This window comes from Ruegeria sp. YTSC002 (assembly GCF_059609845.1).
Genome location: NZ_JBXWML010000004.1, coordinates 102,509 through 123,458, shown reverse-complemented (window position 1 = coordinate 123,458; position 20,950 = coordinate 102,509). Strand labels below are relative to the sequence as shown.

The following is a 20,950-nucleotide window of genomic DNA, read 5'->3' as shown; positions in this document are numbered from 1 at the left end:
CGGACCTGGGCAATCGCAACGCGTTGGATCTGAGATGGACAGACCCGTCCTTGTTTCATGCAAGGCCGACCGAAAAGACCGGGCCAATCACGAAAGGCATGCAAAAACCAGCGGGTGTCTAGTTTTTCGAGTTTTCCCGCGACCGTTTCAAAAGACGACCAATCGTGAATGAGGTCCGCGGGGCGTAAACATAATTCGTGCGCTCCTCGGGGGTGGGGCGGGACCGCATCCGCGCCAGACCAAACACGATCAGGAAGACATGCCCGAACGCCACGAAGGCAAAAAGGGCACCGGGCCCAAATTGCTGGATCAGAGTCGAGGTTACGTAGGGCGATGCAATCGCCCCCAAGGCAAACCAGAACATCAGGGCCGCAGACAGCTCCACCCGTTCCTCGGTCGTGGCGAAGTCATTTGCGTGGGCGGAAGAGACCGAGAAGATCGGGAAGGTTGTCAGGCCAAAGAACACCGCCGCCGACATGACGCCGATCGTTCCGGTGCCGCTTGCCGCCATGGTGACGCCGCAGCTGAGTACCGCGGCAGCCGACAGCCAGATCAGGACCCAGCGCCGGTCATATTTATCAGCCAGCCAGCCGACGGGGTATTGAGCAAGCGCACCACCCAGTACGAAAGAGGCCAGGAAGAATGCGATCTGATCGACGCCAAGGCCGACCTCTTGCCCGTAAACCGGACCCACCATTCGGAACGAGGCCGAGCTGAGCGCGGCCACGATCACGCCTGCCACGGCCAAGGGTGAGCTGCGCCAAGCCAGCTTGGGTTTCAGGCGGGGCGCGTCAGGTGTTTTGGGCTGGCTTGCTTTGGTCAGGGTCAGCGGCAGCAGCGACGCACAGCACAGGATCGCCAGCAGGTTATACGAGACGTAAGAGGCCGGGGGCAGAACGGCGATAATCAACTGGGCGCACAGGGACGCGCCCATATCCGCGATCCGGTACGTGCCCATCGCACGCCCCCGGGTTTCATTTGTGACCTTTGCGTTCAGCCAGGCCTCGATCACCGTGTACGCGCCTGCCACGCAGGTGCCCGAGGCCACACGCAAGGCCGCCCAGATGTATGGGTTTTCGGTCAGCGTATGTCCGATGAGGCCCATCGCGCCCAACGCGGTGCAAACTGCAAATGCGCGCGAATGACCAACATTGCCCATCAGACGGGGTGCCCACCAGCAGCCGATGAAAAAACCCAGAAAGTGCGAAGATCCCAACAGGCCGATCTGTTCTGTCGTGAAATCCAGCGTGATGCCCGATATGGCATCAAGTGGCCCGACGCCTCCTGTCGAAAGCTGTAGCAGAATGACCGAAAGAAACAGGGCGGCAAATGAAATGATCGTGCGCATGGTGGTCTCAGATTGGCAGGGTCGCCGCACAATGCGCGCATCAAATCGACTTTCGCGAGTCGTTTTTTGCAGTTCGGCGGTCAGGTCGCGCGGATAATCTCTGCGTGGATGTCCAGGCCGACAGTGTCATGAACCAGGTCAGCATAGCCCGAAGCGCCGAAGTCGTGCCGGTTCAGGGCGCCCTTCAGGCCAATGGTCAGACGGCTCAGATCGTTCACTTCACTTCCCGCCTGCCGGTACAGATTGGCCTCCAACGTGATCGGGCGGATCACGCCGCGGACCGTCAGATCACCCGTGATCCGAGCGCCATCCGATATTCGCCCTTCCGGGCCCAACTGTATGTCCGTTGACACGAACCGGATCGTTGGGTGCTGTTTCGCGTCCAATACGCTGGGGCTGAGCATGGGCATACGGGCAAAGGGCAGCCGCGTTCTGGCTTTGCTGACGTCCAGTGTCACAGTGACCTGACTGTTCTGTAGCCGACCTGTGTCAATCTGAACATCGGCGGTCCGGATCGGCATTGTCCCTGACTGAGCCACCCCCGCAAGATCAAAAGTGAACCCGATCCGGGTGCCTTCATCCGACAAGATATATGGCCGCAATGCGGCATGTGCCGCCCGGGTCAGGGGCAGGGTTGCCAACCCGGCAAGCAGGCTGCGACGGGTCAGAAGGGTCATGCTATAACCCGTTCTCGTCCGGGGCGGGATCTCCTGAGCAGCATCAGAACGATCGCAATGTTCAGGCCATTCCAAAGAATGCCATTCACGAACGCCAGTTGGTAGTTTCCGGTGAGGTCGTATATCCACCCTGACATCCACCCTCCGAGAGCCATGCCAAGAATGGTCATCATCATGACGAACCCGACCCGCGCGCCAGCTTCCTGCGGCGGCATGTATTCGCGGACAATCAGCGCATAGCTGGGCACGATGCCGCCCTGTGCCAGGCCAAAGAGCAGGCTGATGGCGTAAAGCGATACCATTCCGTCGTAGGGCAGGAACAGGAACAGGGCGATGCATTGCAGGAGCGAACCGATCAAAAGCGTCATGACTCCGCCCAGCCGGTCAGCCAGCAGACCCGAGATGATGCGGCTGACAACGCCACCCAATAGCATCAGCGACAGCATCTCGGCCCCGACTGCGGGCCCATATCCCAGCCCGACGCAATACGAGACGATATGAACCTGCGGCATCGACATGGCGACGCAACAACCGATCCCGGCCAGGCCCAGAATATATTGCAGCGCGCGTGGTGATACACCGACGCTTCGTGCATTGATGTGGGCGGATGCCGCAGCGGTGCCGTGTGCCTCGATCGGCACCCTGCGGCGTAGTAGCAGCGACAGGGGAATGACGACGACAAGCGTCAGCACGGCGAGCGTCAGATAGACCTGCTGCCATCCATCCCGCGCCAGAATTCCGGACAGCATGGTGGGCCAGATGGCGCCGGACAGGTAATTCCCACTGGCGACCAATGCGACGGCAATGCCGCGCCGTTTCATGAACCAATGTGAGATATCGGCGATCAGCGGGCCAAACCCAATCGACGTGCCCAGCCCAAGCAAAAGATGCGCCGCGGATAGCAACATTATGCTCGGTGCCAGCGTTGCCAGCACATAGCTCAGCGCGCTCAAGACGGCTGCTCCGATCAGGGCGCTGGTGACGCCCAGCCGGTCCACCAACTGCCCCAGCCACATGTTGCCCAGGGCAAAACCGATCATCGCCAGAGTGTACGGCATCGAGGCTTCGGCACGACCGGCCCCGAATTCGGCTTCGACTGCGGGCATGACCACGATCACCGCCCACATGCCCACATTCGCCACTGTTGCAATGGCGAGCGTGATCAGAAGGCGAAGCCAGGAATAGCGGCTGTCATGGATCGGATGGCTCATGTGGTGACGCTAGGGCGCGGCCCGGGTTTTGACCAGTCACATCTTGCGTGATCCGCGTGGCTTTAAGCCGGTGTGTCTTCGGTTTCGATCCGTTCCAGATGCAACCCGGCACGGGCGGCGGTCATGGTGGCCTGCCATGTGACCGGGGGCAGGGCACGGGCGCGGCGGCGGGTCAGGGTCCAGATCCGAGCCTCGTCCCGATGGGTGGCCGCCATATGCCAGCGCGTCTCAACCCCTTGCGCGCCACCGTCTCCGGGTGTCAGCAGCAAACCAAGCGGAGCCCGCCCCATCGCCCCCCCTTGTTCGGCGGCCAGATGCATCCGGCGTATCGGTGTCAGCCCCGGCGCGCCGGGCAGGTCGCCGACGATCAGCGGAATGGCCCCGCTGCGCAGCGCCTCCTCCAGACACCACAGCAGATCCTCGGCACGGGTGGGCTGAACAAAGATGAACCGGGCCGGATCGGCAAAGGCCATCATCCCATCGGGGTTCAGCTGGCCGGGTTCCCACGCGGGGGAAATCCACAAGACCGGCCCCTGTGTCTGACTGGCCAGCCACATGGCAAAGCTGCGCCGGGCGGGGCCGCATGCCTCGTGCACGCGGCCCAGTTGCAGGGTGATCTGCGGATGGAGGCTTACCCCCGGTGCCTGACGCGCAGGTTTGTGGCCAAGAAGCTGAGTGGACATGCCGGAACATTAGCATGTTCTATTTTTGTTCTCAAGCGGCCAGGGCCGTCAACGGGACAAGATCAACTTGCCATTTGCAAATTGGACGCTCGAGAAACGATGCAGGTATTCCATCCCCAAAAGCGATTTATCCAGTTCGCCTTCATTGACCCAGGCCGATACGTTCTGATCGGTAATGGGGCCTGCGGTCAGGGTCTCAAGCCGCACCGGCGCTGTGCGCACCTCGCCGTTGGCGGTCAGGGCGCGGCCGAAATAGTTCAACTGATCAGGATCGATACCTACGCGCGCAGCGTCCTGAGCGCTGAGCACGATCTGGCTGGCGCCTGTGTCGACAAGAAAGTTGATCGGCTCACCATTTACCAAAACCGGAAGGTAATAATGACCATCATAGGCACGAGGCACCTCGATCGCGTTGCCGGTGACGGTCATCTGCGGGGCAGGGCCAACCGAAGACCGGATGTCTTCCCACAGGCCGATGACGGCGATGACGCCAACGAAAATGAACACCCAGGCCATCACCTGCTGCAACGTCTTGTTCAGCGACTGGCGGTTTTGCGAAACGAACCAGAACGCGACGGCCAGCCCAAGCACGACCAGATAGACCAGTTGTCCGATATCGACGCTGTCCACAGGGTTCACCCCACTCAAGTTGCACGTCACATATATGGGGGTTTAAGACGCAAAACCAAAGGCCTTGAGGCCATCGAGAATGAACTGCACCGACAAGGCGGCCAGCAGCATTCCCAGCAGCCGGGTCAACACGTTCAGCCCGGTCTTGCCCAAAATCCGTGCGACCGCGCCAGAGGTCAGATACATCACGAAGACCATCGCCAGCACAACCAGCATCACGCCGATGACAATGGCAAGGCCCTGAATGCCCGGCTGCTGGCCCGCAAGCAGAATCATCGTTGCAATCGATCCGGGGCCTGCAATCAGCGGGATGCCCAGGGGAAAGACGGACGGGTCCGGGTGTTCCTCTTCCTCGGCGCTGCTTTCGCGTCGCTTGGTGCGGCGTTCAAACAGCATATCCAGCGCGGTCAGGAATAGCAGGACGCCTCCTGCAACGCGGAACGCTTCCATCGAGATGCCAACAAACCCCAGCAGGGCTTCGCCAAAGGCGGCAAACAGGGCCAGGATGAAGCCCGCCGTCAGGCAGGCCCGAACCGCGATGGAGCGGCGCGTATGCCAGTCCATGCCCTGAGTCAGAGCCACGAAGATCGGCGTTTGCGCGGGCGGGTCGAGGACCACGAAAAGCGTTGTAAACGCGGTAATCAGAAATGCGCTGTCCATTGCTATTTGCTGCTCCGTTGCAGGTCTTGCAGGATACGCATGGCATCTTGCGAACACCCTGATGGGACATAGACGTGATCGTGGTGATACCCCGCGACCATGTTTGCGGGAATGCCGGCCCCAGCCAGCGCGCTGGAAACGGCGGCGGTCAGACCAACACCTTCCAGCGAGGAATGGACCTGCAACGTGATGCATCGCATCGCGACGGCACCTTGCGGTGCCGCACTGATCGGGACGATGAGAGACAACCCTTCGTCCTCGACACAGCTGGCCCGCGTGCCCTTTGGCCAGGGTTTGTCTTCAGGCCATACGACAAAGGCAAACTCACCGGGCTGCAAGTGGGGATGCATACCGGCAATCATAGCGTCGGTGTCTTTGACGGGTGTTTTCATGCTGTTTCTGCCTGTTCAAGCCGTTCGGCGGCGGCGATCCATAAAGCCTCGGCTTTTTGCATGGCCTCGGTGACTTCGGTGAACTTGCGGTTCCAGGTTTCTAGGTCGTTGATCCTGTCGTCCTCGTACAGCGCCGGATCGGCCAGTTTGGTCGAAAGCTTGTCATGCATTTCCGCCAGCTTCTCGATCCGGTCCTCGCATTTGCGCAGATCCGCGCGCAAGGCCAATATCGTCTCGCGCGGGGGGCGTTTCGATTTGGCCGTCCGGTGCTTTTCCCTGGCGGGTCTGTCGCGCGCCAGCAGCAGGGACCGATAGGCTTCAAGGTCGCCGTCGAAAGGTTTGACGGTACCGTCCGAAACCAGCCAGAGACGATCCGCGACAAGGCTCAGCAGATGCATGTCGTGGCTGACCAGAACCACCGCGCCGGAATAGGCCGTCAGCGCCTCGACCAGCGCCTCGCGGCTTTCGATATCAAGGTGGTTGGTCGGCTCATCAAGGATCAGCATATGGGGCGCGTCGATCGTGGCGAGCAGCAGTGAAAGGCGCGCTTTCTGTCCGCCCGACAGACGTCCGACCTCGGTTTCCGCCTGATCCGCGTTCAACCCGAAACCGGCCAGTCGCGAACGCCACTTGCCGGGCGCCTCGTCGGGGCGCAGACGGCGCAGGTGGTCCAGCGGTGTTTCGTCCACATAGAGCTCATCCACCTGATGCTGCGCAAAATAGCCGATGCGCAGCTTGCTGCTGCGGGTCATCTTGCCCGCCAAAAGGGGCAGCCGGTCCGAAAGCAGTTTGGACAGGGTCGACTTGCCCTGTCCGTTCTTGCCCAACAGCGCGATTCGGTCATCCTGATCGATACGCAGGTTCAGGCGACGCAGCACTTCGGTTTCGCCATAGCCGGTGACGCCACCTTCGATCTGGATGATCGGCGGCGACAGTTCCTCGGGTTCCGGAAAGCTGAAGGCGCGCAGGGCGGCCTCTTGTGGGGTCGAGACCAGTTGGATGCGTTCGATCATCTTCAGGCGCGACTGGGCCTGAACGGCCTTCGACGCCTTGTAGCGGAACCGGTCCACAAAGCTTTGCAGATGTGCGATGCGGGCCTTGGCCTTGGCGTTTTCCGATTCCGCCTGTGCCAGCCGTTCCGCACGGCGTTCCGCGAACTTGTCGTAGGGCACGGCGTAATAGGTCAGCTTGCGGTCTTCCAGATGCAGGATCGACCCCACGGCGCGGTTCAGAAGGCCGCGGTCGTGGCTGATGATGATCACCGTGTGCGGATATTTGGCCAGATAGCTTTCCAGCCACAGCGCGCCTTCGAGGTCCAGATAGTTTGTCGGTTCGTCCAGCAGCAGCAGGTCGGGCTGAGAAAACAGCACCGCCGCCAGCGCAACACGCATCCGCCAGCCGCCCGAGAAATCCGAGCACGGGCGCTGCTGGTCTTCGTCGTCAAAGCCCAACCCCTTGAGGATCGAAGCCGCGCGGGCCTCGGCGGACCAGGCGTCGATATCGGCCAGACGGGTCTGAATCTCGGCGATACGTGTCGGGTCTTCGGCGCTTTCGGCCTCGGCCATCAATGCACTGCGTTCGGTATCGGCGGCCAGAACCGTGTTGATCAGCGAAACGTCAGAGGAGGGCACCTCTTGCGCCACACCGCCAATCCGAGCGCGCTTCGGGACCGAGATATTTCCCGATTCCAAAGCCAACTCGCCCCGGATCAGGCGGAACAGCGTGGTCTTTCCGGTTCCGTTCCGACCGACAAGGCCAACCTTGTGACCATCGGGAATCGTCGCGGTTGCGCCATCAAACAATGGACGACCTTCAACGGCATAGGTGATGTCTTCGATCCGTAACATGGGCCGAGCACTGAGGCACGGCCCACGGCTTGTCAATGGGGGCAATGGGCCAATTGGCCGTCAATCCAACACGCTGGCAGCCTTTTCGAATGGGTAGGATTTGAACCCGACCAGAGGCTGATCGCCGTCCTCGCTGAAAGCGAAAACGTGTATTTCGTCATGGTGCACGGTCGCGCGGCAGAAAGTTCCCGGGCCCTGCAACGCCACGGGACATTCCTCGAGGTCGACATGCGGAACCGCAGTTTCGAACAGTTCATATTCCATCGGCAAGGGGGCCTGATCTGCCAGCGCGGATGAGGCAAGAAGACAGGCGGGGATAACGATTTTGTATGTCATGGTCGTGTCTTTCACAGGTTTCGGAATCTGTTCGCAGAAAAAAACTTACAAAAATAGTCAGAAATTTGAAACCGAAATCTCCGTGTGCGACATTCCACCGCTTCGGAACGCGCCATTAGATGACCAGGGCATTGGGCATGGGCTTGCAGACCCGCATGTGGTAGCCGTCTCGGGAACGCAAAACGGTAGTTGGAATGCGCGCGGCACAGACTTCGCCCTCTTTGGTGACCCTTGTCCTTGCGACCGGTCTGTCGGTGCTGTCGCTGAACATGTTTCTGCCGTCTCTTGCCAACATGGCGGTCGACTTTCGTGCGGATTATGCACTGGTGAACCTGTCGATCGCGGGCTACCTGGCGGTTTCCGCGGTTCTGCAACTGATCCTTGGGCCGATGTCCGACCGGTTCGGGCGCAGGCCGGTTCTCTTGGTCTGCATGACGGTTTTCGTGGCGGCGTCACTGGGCTGTGTTCTGGCGGAGTCGATCTGGACCTTTCTGGGGTTTCGTCTGATGCAGGCCACCGTGGTCGGGGGCTCGGTGCTGTCTGCCGCGTCGATCCGCGACCAGTTTCCGCCCAACGAGGCCGCCAGCAAGCTGGGATATGTTGCCATGGCAATGGCTTTGGCACCGATGCTGGGCCCTATACTGGGCGGCAGTTTGGACATGCTGTTCGGGTGGCGGGCCGGGTTCGTCTTTTACACTGTTGCAGGGGCGGCGCTGCTGACGCTGCTCTGGGCGGACATGGGCGAGACCAACCACAACCGGTCGGCCACCTTCGCCGCGCAGATGCGCGAATTCCCGCACCTGTTTCGTGCCCGGCGGTTCTGGGGCTACGCGTTGTGCGCGGCGTTCTCGATCGGGGGATTCTACAGTTTCATCACCGGGGCGCCCCTGGTGGCCGCCGCCTGGTTCGATCTGAGCCCCGCGACGCTGGGCCTGGGGATCGGAATCATCACCGGCGGTTTCATGGTCGGCAATTTCGTGACGGGTCGGATCGCCGCGCGTACTCGGTTGACGACGATGATTCTGGCCGGACGTATCATCGCCTCGGTCGGGCCGTTCTGCGGGCTGTTGCTGTTTTTAGGTGGGATGGGGTCGGTTTGGGTATTTTTTGGATCAGCCATCTTTGTTGGTTTTGGAAACGGTTTGACGAACGCTAACGCGTCTGCGGGCGTCATGTCGGTTCGACCGAAACTGGCCGGCAGCGCGGCGGGCCTTTCAGGGGCCCTGATCGTCGCGCTCGGTGCGGTCATCACTTCGATTACCGGAGCGGCGGTCAGCCCCGAGAACGGCCCGTATCTGGTGCTGTCGATGATGGCAGCCAGCAGCTTTCTGGGTCTTCTGGCGGTTCTGTATGTCCGTTGGGTGGATGCACGAGACCCGCTTCCCGACGCAATCTGACGCCCAAAGGCGCAATCGCGCCATCATTCCACTTTTCACCGGCGAAATACCGTGTTAGGCGGCGCGCGATGAATTTCGCGCGGCCCAGCCCGCGCCGTCAGACCAAGGAGAGGCCCGATATGGCACTGGAACGCACTTTTTCGATCATCAAACCCGATGCAACCCGCCGCAACCTGACCGGCAAGATCAATGCCAAGTTCGAGGAAGCTGGCCTGCGCATCATTGCGCAGAAGCGCATCCACATGACCAAGGAACAAGCCGGCAAGTTCTACGAAGTTCATGCCGAGCGTCCGTTCTACGACGAACTGTGCGAGTTCATGTCGTCGGCTCCGGTCGTTGTTCAGGTTCTGGAAGGCGAAGGCGCCATTGCCAAGAACCGCGAAGTCATGGGCGCAACCAACCCGGCGGACGCAGCACCCGGCACCATCCGTGCGGAATTTGCTGAATCGGTTGGCGAAAACTCGGTCCATGGTTCGGATGCACCGGAAACCGCGGCTGTTGAGATCGCATATTTCTTCTCGGGCATCGAACTGGTCGGCTAAGCCGGTTTTATGCCGAAAGATCGGGCCGCTCCGTCAGGGGCGGCCTTTTTTGTTCAGACCTGCTTTAGATCTTTGGGTGCAACGCGGACCCCGATGGCATCCAGATCAGCAACCATCCGGTTTTCCGGCGCGGTGCTGTTGCCGGCCTTGATCGCGTCGAAACGCTGTCGCAGCTTCTTTTTCTCTTCACCCTTGCAATCATTCCAGGGGCGTCCCTGAAGCCCCATCACCAAAACATAGTAGCCGATGAAATGTGCTTTGGTGCCAGCCCGCAAAAGCCGGGCATAGGCCTCATCCGCTCCCAGCTCTCGCAGTTCATCAGCCGAGTGGATGCCGGCACGCGCGCAGGCCTGCTCGAAAGCCGGGCCAAGGTTGCGGATCGAAGAAACCGGATCGCTCATGAGCCTGTCTTAATTGCACCTCTGGGGTCTGTCACCCATGTTTGCGCATTGTCGAAACATAATGTCTTGCTGTCTTGTGGTGTTTCCGCTCTCATGAGGTCATGCTGCCTCGGCGGTCCGGGTTTCAAAAGCCGAAAGACACAAAAGCGGGTCGGTCCAGGGCCAGACAGTCTGCTGGCCAAGGTAACAGCCGAATAGGCTGAACGTGATGAAGGATCAGAACCGTCGAAGAAGGAACCAACGTGCCGAAGACCGTTGAGACCAGCGTCAATGAATACCTGAAAACGCCCCGGATTGGTGGATCATGACCGAACCTTCAGGTATTCAGTGCATTCTGTCCCAATCCATTGACCAGTCGCTTGTTGAAAAGCTCATTCCCGGGTTTGCGATCAGGATCGGTCCACCAACGGAATCGAGATCTTTCGTGCTTTTGGATTGCCACGATCAATCGTTGCGGAATTCAGGTCGTGTTCTGCTTGAGGTCGGAGAAACACTGTGGCTTTTCCGAAATGGCCGTGCGCCGCTGTCTCAACGCTGCAAGGGGCAGGGGCGGTTTGTTCAAGAGCTACCGCAGGGCCCCGTGAAAGCGGCTTTGAAGGGTTTCCCCAAACTGCGCGCGCTGATGCAGATCGGAGCCGGGGAGATTCAGGTGAAATCCCTCGCCGTATTGGATGAGCTTGACAAAACTCTGGTCAGGGGAACGGTCTGGTGCCTGTCTTCGCGGACGGGTCAGGCAGCAATCGTTCAGCTTCAGCGGCTGCGGGGGTATGAGAAAGAATTCCAAAAGGTGAACACCGCGATTTCCACCGCGTGCGAGGGGCAGGCGGGTGTCGAAGCGTTTTACGCCGGGCTTTTCCCGGGCATGGCTGCCTATCGCGCCAAGCCAGAAATCCAGTTGGGAAAAGCTGAGCCATCCATTCAGGTCGCGGCAGATATCATTCAAACCTATCTGAAAGTTGCCCGGCAAAACGAAGAAGGAATTATCGCCGATATCGACACGGAATTTCTGCATGATTACCGGGTGTCTCTGCGGAAGGTCCGATCCGTGATCAGCCTGTTCAATGGCGTTTTTTCAGACGCGCAGACAGTGCAATTGAAACGTGTCTTTTCCGATCTCATGGACGCCACCGGGCGCATGCGTGATCTGGATGTCTATCTTCTGGAAAAAGATAAATACTTCAGTCTGGTACCGCCCAGTCTTCACGCGGGCCTGCAAGAGATGTTCGACCTTTTCGAGGAGGAGCGCGCCAAGGAGCTGTCACGTTTGTCCCGCCGGTTGCGCAGTGACGAATACAACGCCCGTATGTCCGATCTGACGGCGATGTTCAACGGAACGGATCGCCTGACGCCCGGATCTAACGCGAAACGGGCAGCACATGAATATGCGTGCGCATTGATCTGGAAACGGTATCGAAAAGTCTGCAAAACCGCACGCGGTATCACCGACGAGACGCCGGACGAAACCGTGCATGACCTTCGTATTGATTGCAAGAAGCTGCGCTATCTGATGGAGATATTTGGGCCTCTGTTCGATGAAAAGAGCTTCAAGAACATCATCAAGCCATTGAAAAAGCTACAGGACAATCTGGGCGTGTTCAACGACTGCTCTGTTCAGCAAAAGTCCTTGTTGGCTTTTGTCGCGCAGCACAGCGACACGCGGGGTCATGTGGATGCGCGGATGGCTCTGGCCGTGGGGGGATTGATTGCGGTTCTGGATCAACGCCAAAAGGCCGAGCGGAGCCGCGTGATTGCCAGCTTTCAGAAATTCGACGGGCCGGAAACCCGGCACTTGTTCCGGACCTTGTTTCACCGACAAAAGGAGTGAGGAATGAAGATCATTGCCTGTTACAGCAACAAGGGCGGTGTCGGCAAGACCGCAACTTCGGTGAACCTTGCTTATTCCTATGCGCAGGCGGAGCAACAGGTGCTGTTGTGTGATCTCGACCCCCAGGGCGCATCGGGGTTCTACTTTCGGGTGAAGCCTTCGAAAAAGCTGACGGATGCGCGGTTTTTCGAAGATGTGGGACGGTTTACCAAGGCAATCCGGGCCAGCGATTTCGAAGGGCTGGACGTTCTTCCGGCGAACCTGACCTTCCGCGACTTCGACGTGTTCCTGTCGCGGATGCGAAACAAACGTTCGCGGCTGAAAAAAGCTTTGATTGCCGCGGGCAGCGACTATGGCGTGATCATTCTGGATTGCCCGCCCAATTTTTCGACCCTGTCCGAGAATATCTTCAAAGCTGCCGATGAAATCGTCGTGCCGGTCATTCCGACGCCCCTGTCCGAGCGGAGTTTCGATCAGCTGGTGAGTTTTTTTGAACAACACAAGCTGCGCAAGAAAAAACTGCGGGCCTTTTTTTCGATGGTGCAACACCGGAAGGTTTTGCATCAGGAAACCATGAAGGCGATGCGCAAGCTGTATCCAAAACGCTTTTTGCAGACGGTGGTTCCTTTCGCTGCGGATATCGAAAAGATGGGTCAGTATCGTGCCCCGGTCTGTACCTATGCCGGGCGCAGTGCGTCTTGTGCGTCTTACAGGGCGCTGTTTGAAGAGCTGGAAAACGGAGTGATTTCGAACCAATGAGCAAGGAAATCGAGCGCAAATTTCTGGTTTCAAACCTGCCGGACCTGAGCAAAGCGAAAAAAGCCGTTGTAAGACAGGGTTATCTGACCGCGCCCGACGATTCCACCGAGCTGCGGCTGAGGCAAAAAAACGATGCGTATTTCCTGACCTTGAAAGGGGTTGGTGGCCTGGTCCGGGTAGAGCGCGAGGCCGAGATCACCGCGGATCAGTTCGAAACCTTCTGGCCGGAAACGGAAGGGCGCAGGGTTGAAAAAGAGCGCTACACCGGCCATTTGCCCGATGGTCTGTTGTTCGAGCTGGACGTTTTTTCTGGCGATCTGGCGCCGTTGCGTCTGGTCGAGGTGGAGTTCACTTCGGAGGAGCAGGCCAAAGGATACGTGCCACCGGATTGGTTCGGCGCGGATGTCACCGCCGACACGCGTTACAAGAACAAGACCATGGCGATACACGGTGTTCCGGATTAACGCTGTTGTGCCAGATTGATCGTGGTTTCCAGCCCGGGATCGCAGTTCCGGGCGGCAAATTTTCCACCGTGCATATGTGAAATTGCGGCCACCAGAGCCAGGCCCAAACCCGCATTGCGTTCCGTCCGCGCGGGGTCAAGTGTCACGAAGGGAAGCTGAAGGCGATCCAGTTCTTCGGGCGGAACGCCGGGGCCACGATCCCTGACGCTCAGTTGGGTGAAACCGTCGCGAGAACCGATCGAGATCGTGATCGCAGTACGTTCCGGCGCGTAGCGCATTGCGTTTTCCAACAGATTGGAAAGAGCTTGCGACAGAAGCGGCCGGTGCCCCTGAATGACAGGGGCGGAACCCCTGACTTCAAGTTGCACACCTTGATCGGCGGCGACCGGCTCATAAAGCTCGACAACATCGCCAACAAGTTGCTGCAAATCTATGGTTTCGAATTGCTCGCGCCCCAGACCGGCCTCGGCCCGCGAGATTTCAGTGAGTTGCCCCAGCACGCGCAGGACGTGATCAATTTCACCCGTCGCCCGTGCAATGTCGATCTCGCGATCCAGATCGCTTTTGCCAGGTTCAGAGAGGGCCTCGACCCTTTGCCGCAGACGAGACAAAGGTGAACGAAGATCATGTGCAATCGAATTCGAGGTGGTACGAAGGTTGCTGATCAATTCCTCGATCCGGTCAAGCATGTTGTTCAATGTGCCCGAAACCTGATCGAATTCGTCCCCGGTTCCGCGCAGCGGCATCCGCTTTGACAGATCGCCTGAAACGATATTCTCAGCCGTGCTGGCAATATCCGAAAGGCGCGAGAATACCAACCGTGTGAACAACCATCCGGTGATGACGCTGAGAACCAATGCAATCCCAAGCGCCAGGGCAACCGAGCGAAACAGAACCCTGTCGAATTGCTGGCGTGACGTAGCATCCCGCCCAACCAGAAGGCGCTCACCGCCCGGCAGGCGGATCGATGCGGCTGAGACGGACACGAACTGATCATTGTCTGCCCGGCGCAATTCCAAGTCTACCCAACCGCTTCCGGCGGCAATGTTCACCGGCCAGGACTTGAGATTGCCCGCAAGTTTGAGGCCCAACCGATCTGTCAAAAGATAGAGCGCGTCCCGCTCTGGGGCACTTGGCAAACGGCGCTCAATTGCAGTGATCAACCCAATCAGCCCGCGTCTTTCGTATTCATCTGCAAGCCCCGTCAACTCTGCTGATACGACCGAGCGGGTCTCGGCCTCGATGCTTCGGTTGGCGGTCACATAGACGAACGCGAGCACCGATGCCGTCAGAATCGTGCTCAGAATCATGCTGGTCGCGACCAGCCTTGTTCTTGAATTGTTTAACGAAAGCCGCAGGTTATCCATCGGACATCATGTAACCTGCTCCGCGGACCGTTTCAATCAACGGGGCATCGCCGCCTTCGTCCAGCTGACGCCGCAACTTCGAGATATGCACGTCGACGACGTTGGTGTTCGGGTCAAAATGATAATCCCAAACGCCTTCAAGCAACATGGTGCGCGATACCACACGGTTTTTGCGGCGCAGGAAAAACTCGAGAATCTGAAACTCACGCGGTGTCAGGGTGATCTCGTGCCCATCGCGTGTGACCTTGCGGGTCAACAAATCCATCTGAAGGTCTTTGCAGGTCAAAGTCGGCGTCTCTTCGGATTCCTGAGGGCGACGCAACAGGGCTTCGATTCTGGCGTGCAGTTCCTGAAACGAAAAAGGCTTGACCAGGTAATCGTCAGCGCCCGAGCGCAGCCCTTTGACCCTTTCGTCCACGGCGCTCATCGCCGTCAGCATCAAAACCGGGGTTTTCAAACCGGCGGCCCGCATGGACTTGATCAGCGACAGCCCGTCCAGACCGGGCAGCATCCTGTCAAGAACAATGGCGTCGAACCCACCATCCGTGGCATGGTACAACCCCTCACGACCGTCAGCCGCGGTTTCGACCACATACCCTTCTTCGCCAAAACCTTTGGCGATGAAGTCCCTGGTGTCAGCATCATCTTCGACGATCAACAGACGGCGGCTCATGCTCGGGCTCCTTTCTTCTGATATCTAATCACAAATTTTAACTAAAGCATATGGTTAGAAGAAGTTCTTGCCGGGTGCTGGGCCGGCACCCGGCAAGCCCGGCGGATAGTGGACAACTCTGATCCGCCGGGTGAGGCGTGCGCCGAAAATCCCCATCAAGCGGCGCACGCATGTTCAGGGTCAGGCCAGTTCGACCGCGACGAAGATCTGGCTGCCGCCACGGTTGATCAGCACCAGGGCAGGATCGGTTTTCTCACTGTCCAGCGCCGCCTTCAGCGCGTCCGGAGTAACAGTGTCCTGATTGCCGAGCTTGACGATCACATCGCCGCGCTTCAGGCCGGCCTTTGCCGCGGGGCTGTCGGGCTTCAGGTCGGTGACGACGACGCCCTCGACAGTTTCAGCAACACCGGTTTCTGCCCGAACCGCTTCGGTCAGGGGGGCCACGGTCACACCCAGCGTCGTGCCTGCAACTTCTGCCTCGACCGGTTTGTCTGCCTCGGCCGATGCGGCCTGATGCTGGCCAACCGTCAAGGTCACCGTTTCCATCTTGCCGTCACGCAACACGGTCAGAGTGCTGTCGGTGCCGACCTTGGTCGTGCCCACAAGGATGGGAAGATCACCACTGGAGTCTACGGCATCGTCGTTGAAGGTCAGGATCACGTCTCCCTGCTTCAGGGCACCATCTGCCGGGCTGCCTGCAACCACGTCAGAGACCAGCGCGCCCGAGGAAGCCTCGATTCCCAACGCGGCCGCAAGTTGCGGGCTTACGTTCTGGATCGACACGCCCAGCCAACCGCGGCTCACCTGTCCGTCATCCCGCAGATCGGTTGCGATGTGTTCAACGATGTTCGACGTGACGGCAAATCCAAGCCCCACAGAACCACCGCTGGGTGAATAGATGGCCGAGTTCACGCCAACCACTTCGCCTTCCATGTTGAACAGGGGGCCGCCCGAGTTGCCCTTGTTGATTGCCGCATCCGTCTGGATGAACTCTGCATAGGGTCCTTCCGAGATGTTGCGGCCCTTTGCCGAAACGATGCCTGTGGTCACGGTCGAGCTCAGGCCGAAGGGATTGCCGATGGCGACCACGTCTTCGCCCACGCGGATTGCGTCACTGTCGCCAAGTTCCACGGCTTGCAGGTCAGTCCCCGCGTCGATTTTCAGAACCGCGATATCCGTCAGCGGATCCGTTCCGACCACTTCGGCGTCTAAGGTGCGATCATCGCTGAGGCGCACGGTCACGGTCGAGGCATTGTCGACGACATGGTGATTGGTGATGATGTATCCGGCCTCATCCAGAACAAATCCCGAGCCCAGGCCCTGGGACGGGCCACGTTGCGGCATGTTGAACCCTTCCGGGCCGCCGAAGCGTTTGAAGAATTCACCAAAAGGGTGCCCATCGAAGTCAAAGTTCTGACCCTGGGCCGGGGTCGGCGCTGCGTCGTGTTCGGCGATGATGGTCACGACCGACGGTGAAACGGTCTCAACCAGATCAGCCAATGCCTCGTCCGCCATCGACGGCATGGCCGTCGTTGCCAGAAGGGCCGCGCCGAGCGCGCTGGCACCTGCCCAGTTGGATGTGCGGGGAAGTAGAAGCGAGGATTTGCGGATGCTCATTTGTGTCTCCTGTTATCATCACGCAGTTGCGGCTGCGCGTTGAGACAACAGATGCCTGCTCAGAATTGGCGTTTCCTGACTGATCAATTAATAAATCTTAATTTTGCCACAAAGTCGGTGTTGTGTTGCGGTCGACGTTGATCGGGATTCGCGGATTTTCACCGATCCGAACCAGGGCGAATCGGAGGATTGTTGCTAAAAACGGCGTCAAACTTTCAAAAACATTGAATTTGTTTTGTTTTGTTGACAATCATCCCTCCGAATGATGGGAAAAAGGTCTGCTCTTCCAATGGTTGTGGGTGGGTTTGGTCGAGACATGGCTTGACACAAAAAAAATGTTGTTGATTGCGGATAATGGCAAATAAGTTTGCGCTTAATCCCGAATCGCTACCGCTTGTGAAAACAGTCGATCGCCTTAAGGTTGATTTCAGTTTGGCGCGATGTTGCGTAAAAGCCATTTGCAGAAGACCCAAATTAACCCTTCCTTCCAATTTTACGTTGTTTCAAACGATCGGATAGGTGAGGATGAAGGTGCCCAAGTGAGGGGAGCCAAAAGCGCTAGGGGGCGCTGGAGGCTAACTCGATCACCATAAGTGATAACGGCGTGTTAACGAGGGGGTCTTGTTTAGGTTTGGCTGTTTGAGAGCCGGGGTGTTTCTGAAAGCACACTGGCCGCGCTTTGGAGATTGAGCAAAGTGGTAGTCCTGTTTTGGGCACCGGCCCGGTCGACAAGACCGGGCCGTGTTTGTTCAGAGGGCATGTTTTCTGTGCCAGTCCTTCCAGTCATCCGGGGTATCCAGATCCAACAGCGCGTTTCGGCCGGGCAGGGGATGCAGATAAACACTGTCTTGATACTTTCGCACGATCTCCTGGGCACCGTCGTCCCCTTGCAACTGTGACAGTTGATCAAAAAGGGATCTGTCAAACACCACCGGATGACCGGGCTTTCCATCCTCGGTTGTGCCACGCCAGATCAGGTTGTCGGGATGGGTTTGTCGCGCTTTCAGGATTGTTGCCAGGTCAGCTTCCGTAAGATCGGGCAGATCGGCCAGCAAAACCATGGCGGCGGGTGCATCCGGCGGCAGTTTTTGGATCGCGGCGCGCAAACTGGCGTTCATGCCTTCTGCCGCATCCCGGACCGGAACGATTTGAACATCCATGCCATCAAGCGCGCCATATCTTGGATTTGGTTCAGGGGGCAGGGCGACGATCACAGGTCCCACGGCGCAGGCCACGCTTGCCGAGCGGGCGACCAATGGGATGCCGTTGATCGGCTGCATCAATTTGTCGATGTCGCCCATGCGGCTGGATTGGCCCGCCGCCAGAAGGATAATGGGTGTTTCAGTCATTTCAGTACAATGCCGTCGGCCCGCGCCCGAGTCATCCCCTCATTCGGGCGCCGTCTGCGTCAAACAAGGGTGTCGAGATGACCTTTGCCTTGCGCATCTGGCCCAATATTTCGATCTTTGCTTCAAGCCCATCTGTTGCGCGTTCGGGTGGCAGAAAACCGAAGGCGACGGATCTGCGGGCATAATGCGAATAACCGCCCGAGGTGCAAAAACCCACGACCTTGCCGTCGAGCCAGATCGGTTCATAGGCGTTCACGTCGGCATCGAGTGCGTCAACCTCGAAGACCACCAGCCTGCGCGAAGGGCCTGTCGCACGTTCGGCCTCGGCGGCGGGGCGGCCGATGAAGTCGGCGCTTTTGCCAAAAGCGATGAAGCGATCCAGCCCGGTTTCGGCCGCCGTGTAGTCGGGTGAGAATTCGCGCATCCACGAGCCGAAGAACTTGTCCAGCCGCAGGCTCATCATCGCGCGCATGCCGAAGGGTGTGATGCCATGCGGCTGGCCGGCCAGCCACAGGGTCCACCATAGCTGCCTCTGGGCCATCGGATCGCAGTAGATCTCGAACCCCAGATCGCCGGTATAGCTGACCCGCTGCACGATGCAGTCGGTCATGCCCACGACCATGCGCCGCACCTCCATGAAGCGCATGTCGCTGATATCGGCGCGGGTGCAGGCGGCCAGAACCTCGCGAGCCTTGGGGCCGGCAATCTGGAATCCGTTGCGTTTGTCGCTGATATTCTCGACGGTTACGCCGTCTTGCTGATGCTGCCGGAACCAGCGCATGTGGAAATTCTGCGCCCCGTATGAGGCGGTGAGCTGGAACTCGTCCTCGCCCAGACATGACACGGTGAAATCCCCGATCAGCTTGCCCTTGGGCGACAGCATCGGCGTCAGCGACAGGCGGCCCGGGGCGGGGATGCGCCCGGCCATGATCCGATCCAGCCAGTCGCGGGCGCGAGGACCGGTGATCAGGTATTTGCCGAAATTGTGCACCTCGTTGATGCCGACGCCCCCGCGCACGGCACGTACCTCGCGGCCCGTTGCCTCGAACGCGTCCGAGCGGCGGAAGGACGGGGTTTCATAGGTTGGCTCGCCATCCTGCGCGAAGTAATTGGCGACCTCGAGCCCGTATTGCTGGCCCCAGACCGCGCCCAGATCGGAAAAGATGTCATACATCGGCGTGGTGCGGTTGGGGCGTGCTGCGGGCAGCTCCTCGTTCGGGTAGGCGACGCTGAACCGTTTCTGATAGTTCTCGATCACTTTGGGGCGGGTATAGCCGGGGGTGATCCAGTCGCCGTAGCGGGCCACGTCCATGGCAAAGACGTCGCGTTCGGGCTCGCCCTCGATCATCCATTGCGCCAGCGTCAGGCCGACCCCGCCGCCCTGGCTGAACCCGGCCATCACGCCGCAGGCCGACCAGTAGTTGCGCACGCCCGGCACCGGCCCGACCAGCGGGTTGCCGTCAGGCGCAAAGGTGAAGGGGCCGTGGATCACCGACTTCACGCCCGCTTCGGCCAGAACCGGGAAGCGGCGATAGGCGAACTCGATACTGTCGGTGATCTTGTCGAAATCATCCGGCAACAGCTCGTGCCCGAACTCCCATGGCGTACCGTCCACGGCCCAGGGTTTGCAGGGCTGTTCGTAGAAGCCGATGCACAACCCGCGCCCCTCTTGCCGCAAATAGCTTTCGCCAGCCGGGTCCATTACATGCGGATGCTCGCCACCCGCATCGATGATCGCCTCGATCTGAGGGATATTGTCGGTGACGAGGTATTGATGCTCCATTGGGTGCAGAGGGAAGTAGATGCCTGCCATTGCGCCCACCTCGCGCGCCCAGAGGCCGCCGGCGTTGACGATATGCTCGGCGTGGATGGTGCCCTTGTCGGTGACCACGTCCCAGGTGCCGTCGGGGCGCTGGTTGGTTTCACGCACCATGCAGTGGGTTTCGATCGTGGCACCGCCCATCCGCGCGGCCTTGGCATAGGCGTGGGTCGTGCCCGAGGGGTCGAGGTGCCCGTCCAGCGGATCATACAGCGCGCCGATGATGCCGTCGGTGTTGGTGATGGGGGCGATCTTCCTGATCTCGTCGGGGCCGACGATCTCGGTCTCCAGCCCCATGAAGCGGTGCTTGGCGCGTTCGGCCAGCAGCATGTCGAACCGGTCCTGATTGTCGGCCAGGGTGATGCCGCCCACATGGTGCAGCCCGCAGGACATGCCGGTGATCTCTTCCAGCTCCTTGTAGAGCCGGATGGTGTAGCCTTGCAGCGCGGCCATGTTGGTGTCGCCGTTCAGCGTGTGAAACCCGCCCGCAGCATGCCAGGTCGATCCGCTGGTCAGTTCGGACCGTTCCAGCAGCATCACGTCCGACCAGCCCAGCTTGGTGAGGTGATAGAGCACCGAACAGCCGACGACGCCGCCTCCGATGACGGCAACCTGACAGGTGGTTTTCACAGTGTTCCTCCCTATGGTTTTGGAAAAACTGTCGAGCCGATGGGGATATTACTCGTCTGTTAGCGACAACAAGTGTCGCATGTCACGTATTGCACGAGCTTTGGATTTGCAGTGCCTTCTCGCACAGCCAAAGTGCGTCGAAACCTGTAATCGAGCGAAAGAAAACGGCGGCCTTCGTCTTGTTCAGTGCGGCATCGCCCAGTGGTTTTCGGCCTTGAAGGCCGCTTTTCCACTTTACTGCACAGCTGAAACAAAGCCGGGGTGATCAAACTGGCCCGTCACGCCCATCTCAGTGCTTGGGTCGAACTGTACGATGACCGGAA

20 protein-coding genes are annotated in these 20,950 nt (G+C 59.3%); 5 read left to right on the top strand and 15 right to left on the bottom strand.

Going from position 1 to position 20,950, the window contains the following annotated elements:
- Nucleotides 1–118 precede the first annotated feature (118 nt).
- From AC2FFD_RS10200 to AC2FFD_RS10160, 9 genes are all read right to left on the bottom strand, one after another.
- Nucleotides 119–1,348, bottom strand: coding sequence for an MFS transporter (locus AC2FFD_RS10200; RefSeq protein ID WP_425078124.1), 1,230 nt, complete (start codon nucleotides 1,346–1,348; stop codon nucleotides 119–121).
- Between the two features lie 80 nt (nucleotides 1,349–1,428).
- Nucleotides 1,429–2,025, bottom strand: coding sequence for a YceI family protein (locus tag AC2FFD_RS10195; protein ID WP_496872992.1), 597 nt, complete (start codon nucleotides 2,023–2,025; stop codon nucleotides 1,429–1,431).
- Nucleotides 2,022–3,236, bottom strand: a complete 1,215-nt coding sequence (locus tag AC2FFD_RS10190) for an MFS transporter (protein WP_496872991.1) — start codon at nucleotides 3,234–3,236, stop codon at nucleotides 2,022–2,024. Before AC2FFD_RS10190 ends, AC2FFD_RS10195 begins: the two co-directional genes overlap by 4 nt.
- 62 nt (nucleotides 3,237–3,298) lie before the next feature.
- Nucleotides 3,299–3,919 carry an ImuA family protein gene (locus tag AC2FFD_RS10185; RefSeq protein ID WP_170344625.1) on the bottom strand — a complete coding sequence of 207 codons (621 nt, stop codon included), beginning with the start codon at nucleotides 3,917–3,919 and terminating at the stop codon, nucleotides 3,299–3,301.
- A gap of 48 nt (nucleotides 3,920–3,967) precedes the next feature.
- Nucleotides 3,968–4,549, bottom strand: a complete 582-nt coding sequence (locus AC2FFD_RS10180; RefSeq protein WP_496872990.1) for a retropepsin-like aspartic protease family protein — start codon at nucleotides 4,547–4,549, stop codon at nucleotides 3,968–3,970.
- 42 nt (nucleotides 4,550–4,591) lie between these two features.
- A complete protein-coding gene (locus AC2FFD_RS10175) occupies nucleotides 4,592–5,209 on the bottom strand; it encodes a MarC family protein (protein ID WP_170344623.1) in 618 nt (205 codons plus the stop codon).
- Between the two features lie 2 nt (nucleotides 5,210–5,211).
- A complete protein-coding gene (locus tag AC2FFD_RS10170) occupies nucleotides 5,212–5,601 on the bottom strand; it encodes an ACT domain-containing protein (RefSeq protein WP_170344622.1) in 390 nt (129 codons plus the stop codon).
- Nucleotides 5,598–7,448, bottom strand: coding sequence for an ABC-F family ATP-binding cassette domain-containing protein (locus tag AC2FFD_RS10165; RefSeq protein WP_496872989.1), 1,851 nt, complete (start codon nucleotides 7,446–7,448; stop codon nucleotides 5,598–5,600). The genes AC2FFD_RS10170 and AC2FFD_RS10165 overlap by 4 nt, the downstream gene beginning before the upstream one ends.
- Nucleotides 7,449–7,508: 60 nt before the next feature.
- Nucleotides 7,509–7,784, bottom strand: a complete 276-nt coding sequence (locus AC2FFD_RS10160; RefSeq protein ID WP_425078131.1) for a hypothetical protein — start codon at nucleotides 7,782–7,784, stop codon at nucleotides 7,509–7,511.
- Between the two features lie 194 nt (nucleotides 7,785–7,978).
- Here AC2FFD_RS10160 and AC2FFD_RS10155 point away from each other — a divergent pair, with 194 nt between their 5' ends.
- Both AC2FFD_RS10155 and ndk read left to right on the top strand, forming a co-directional pair.
- Nucleotides 7,979–9,181 (top strand): multidrug effflux MFS transporter, encoded by a 1,203-nt coding sequence (locus tag AC2FFD_RS10155; protein WP_496872988.1) that lies wholly within the window; start codon nucleotides 7,979–7,981, stop codon nucleotides 9,179–9,181.
- Between the two features lie 119 nt (nucleotides 9,182–9,300).
- Nucleotides 9,301–9,723 carry a nucleoside-diphosphate kinase gene (gene ndk, locus AC2FFD_RS10150; RefSeq protein WP_170344618.1) on the top strand — a complete coding sequence of 141 codons (423 nt, stop codon included), beginning with the start codon at nucleotides 9,301–9,303 and terminating at the stop codon, nucleotides 9,721–9,723.
- Nucleotides 9,724–9,776: 53 nt separating this feature from the next.
- Here ndk and AC2FFD_RS10145 read toward each other — a convergent pair whose 3' ends face one another.
- Nucleotides 9,777–10,124: a TfoX/Sxy family protein gene (locus tag AC2FFD_RS10145; protein ID WP_170344617.1), complete on the bottom strand. Its 348-nt coding sequence runs from the start codon at nucleotides 10,122–10,124 to the stop codon at nucleotides 9,777–9,779.
- A 304-nt stretch (nucleotides 10,125–10,428) separates the two neighbouring features.
- Between AC2FFD_RS10145 and AC2FFD_RS10140 the strand changes: the two genes are divergently transcribed.
- The 3 genes from AC2FFD_RS10140 to AC2FFD_RS10130 are packed head-to-tail and all read left to right on the top strand — an operon-like array spanning nucleotide 10,429 to nucleotide 13,172.
- Nucleotides 10,429–11,949 carry a CHAD domain-containing protein gene (locus AC2FFD_RS10140; RefSeq protein WP_496872987.1) on the top strand — a complete coding sequence of 507 codons (1,521 nt, stop codon included), beginning with the start codon at nucleotides 10,429–10,431 and terminating at the stop codon, nucleotides 11,947–11,949.
- Between the two features lie 3 nt (nucleotides 11,950–11,952).
- Entirely contained in the window at nucleotides 11,953–12,708 is a 756-nt protein-coding gene (locus tag AC2FFD_RS10135; RefSeq protein ID WP_496872986.1) for a ParA family protein, read from the top strand.
- Nucleotides 12,705–13,172, top strand: coding sequence for a CYTH domain-containing protein (locus tag AC2FFD_RS10130; protein ID WP_257600581.1), 468 nt, complete (start codon nucleotides 12,705–12,707; stop codon nucleotides 13,170–13,172). The genes AC2FFD_RS10135 and AC2FFD_RS10130 overlap by 4 nt, the downstream gene beginning before the upstream one ends.
- Here the strand turns inward: AC2FFD_RS10130 and AC2FFD_RS10125 are convergent.
- The 5 genes from AC2FFD_RS10125 to AC2FFD_RS10105 form a co-directional block, all read right to left on the bottom strand.
- Entirely contained in the window at nucleotides 13,169–14,482 is a 1,314-nt protein-coding gene (locus tag AC2FFD_RS10125; RefSeq protein ID WP_496872985.1) for an ATP-binding protein, read from the bottom strand. The two genes, AC2FFD_RS10130 and AC2FFD_RS10125, sit on opposite strands and share 4 nt — an antisense overlap.
- Nucleotides 14,483–14,531: 49 nt before the next feature.
- Nucleotides 14,532–15,212 (bottom strand): response regulator transcription factor, encoded by a 681-nt coding sequence (locus AC2FFD_RS10120; protein ID WP_152457754.1) that lies wholly within the window; start codon nucleotides 15,210–15,212, stop codon nucleotides 14,532–14,534.
- A 180-nt stretch (nucleotides 15,213–15,392) separates the two neighbouring features.
- Nucleotides 15,393–16,829 (bottom strand): DegQ family serine endoprotease, encoded by a 1,437-nt coding sequence (locus tag AC2FFD_RS10115; RefSeq protein ID WP_496872984.1) that lies wholly within the window; start codon nucleotides 16,827–16,829, stop codon nucleotides 15,393–15,395.
- A 749-nt stretch (nucleotides 16,830–17,578) separates the two neighbouring features.
- Entirely contained in the window at nucleotides 17,579–18,178 is a 600-nt protein-coding gene (locus AC2FFD_RS10110; RefSeq protein WP_496872983.1) for a nucleotidyltransferase family protein, read from the bottom strand.
- A gap of 31 nt (nucleotides 18,179–18,209) precedes the next feature.
- On the bottom strand, nucleotides 18,210–20,627 hold the full coding sequence (locus tag AC2FFD_RS10105; protein WP_496872982.1) for a GcvT family protein: 2,418 nt from the start codon (nucleotides 20,625–20,627) through the stop codon (nucleotides 18,210–18,212).
- Nucleotides 20,628–20,950: the final 323 nt, after the last annotated feature.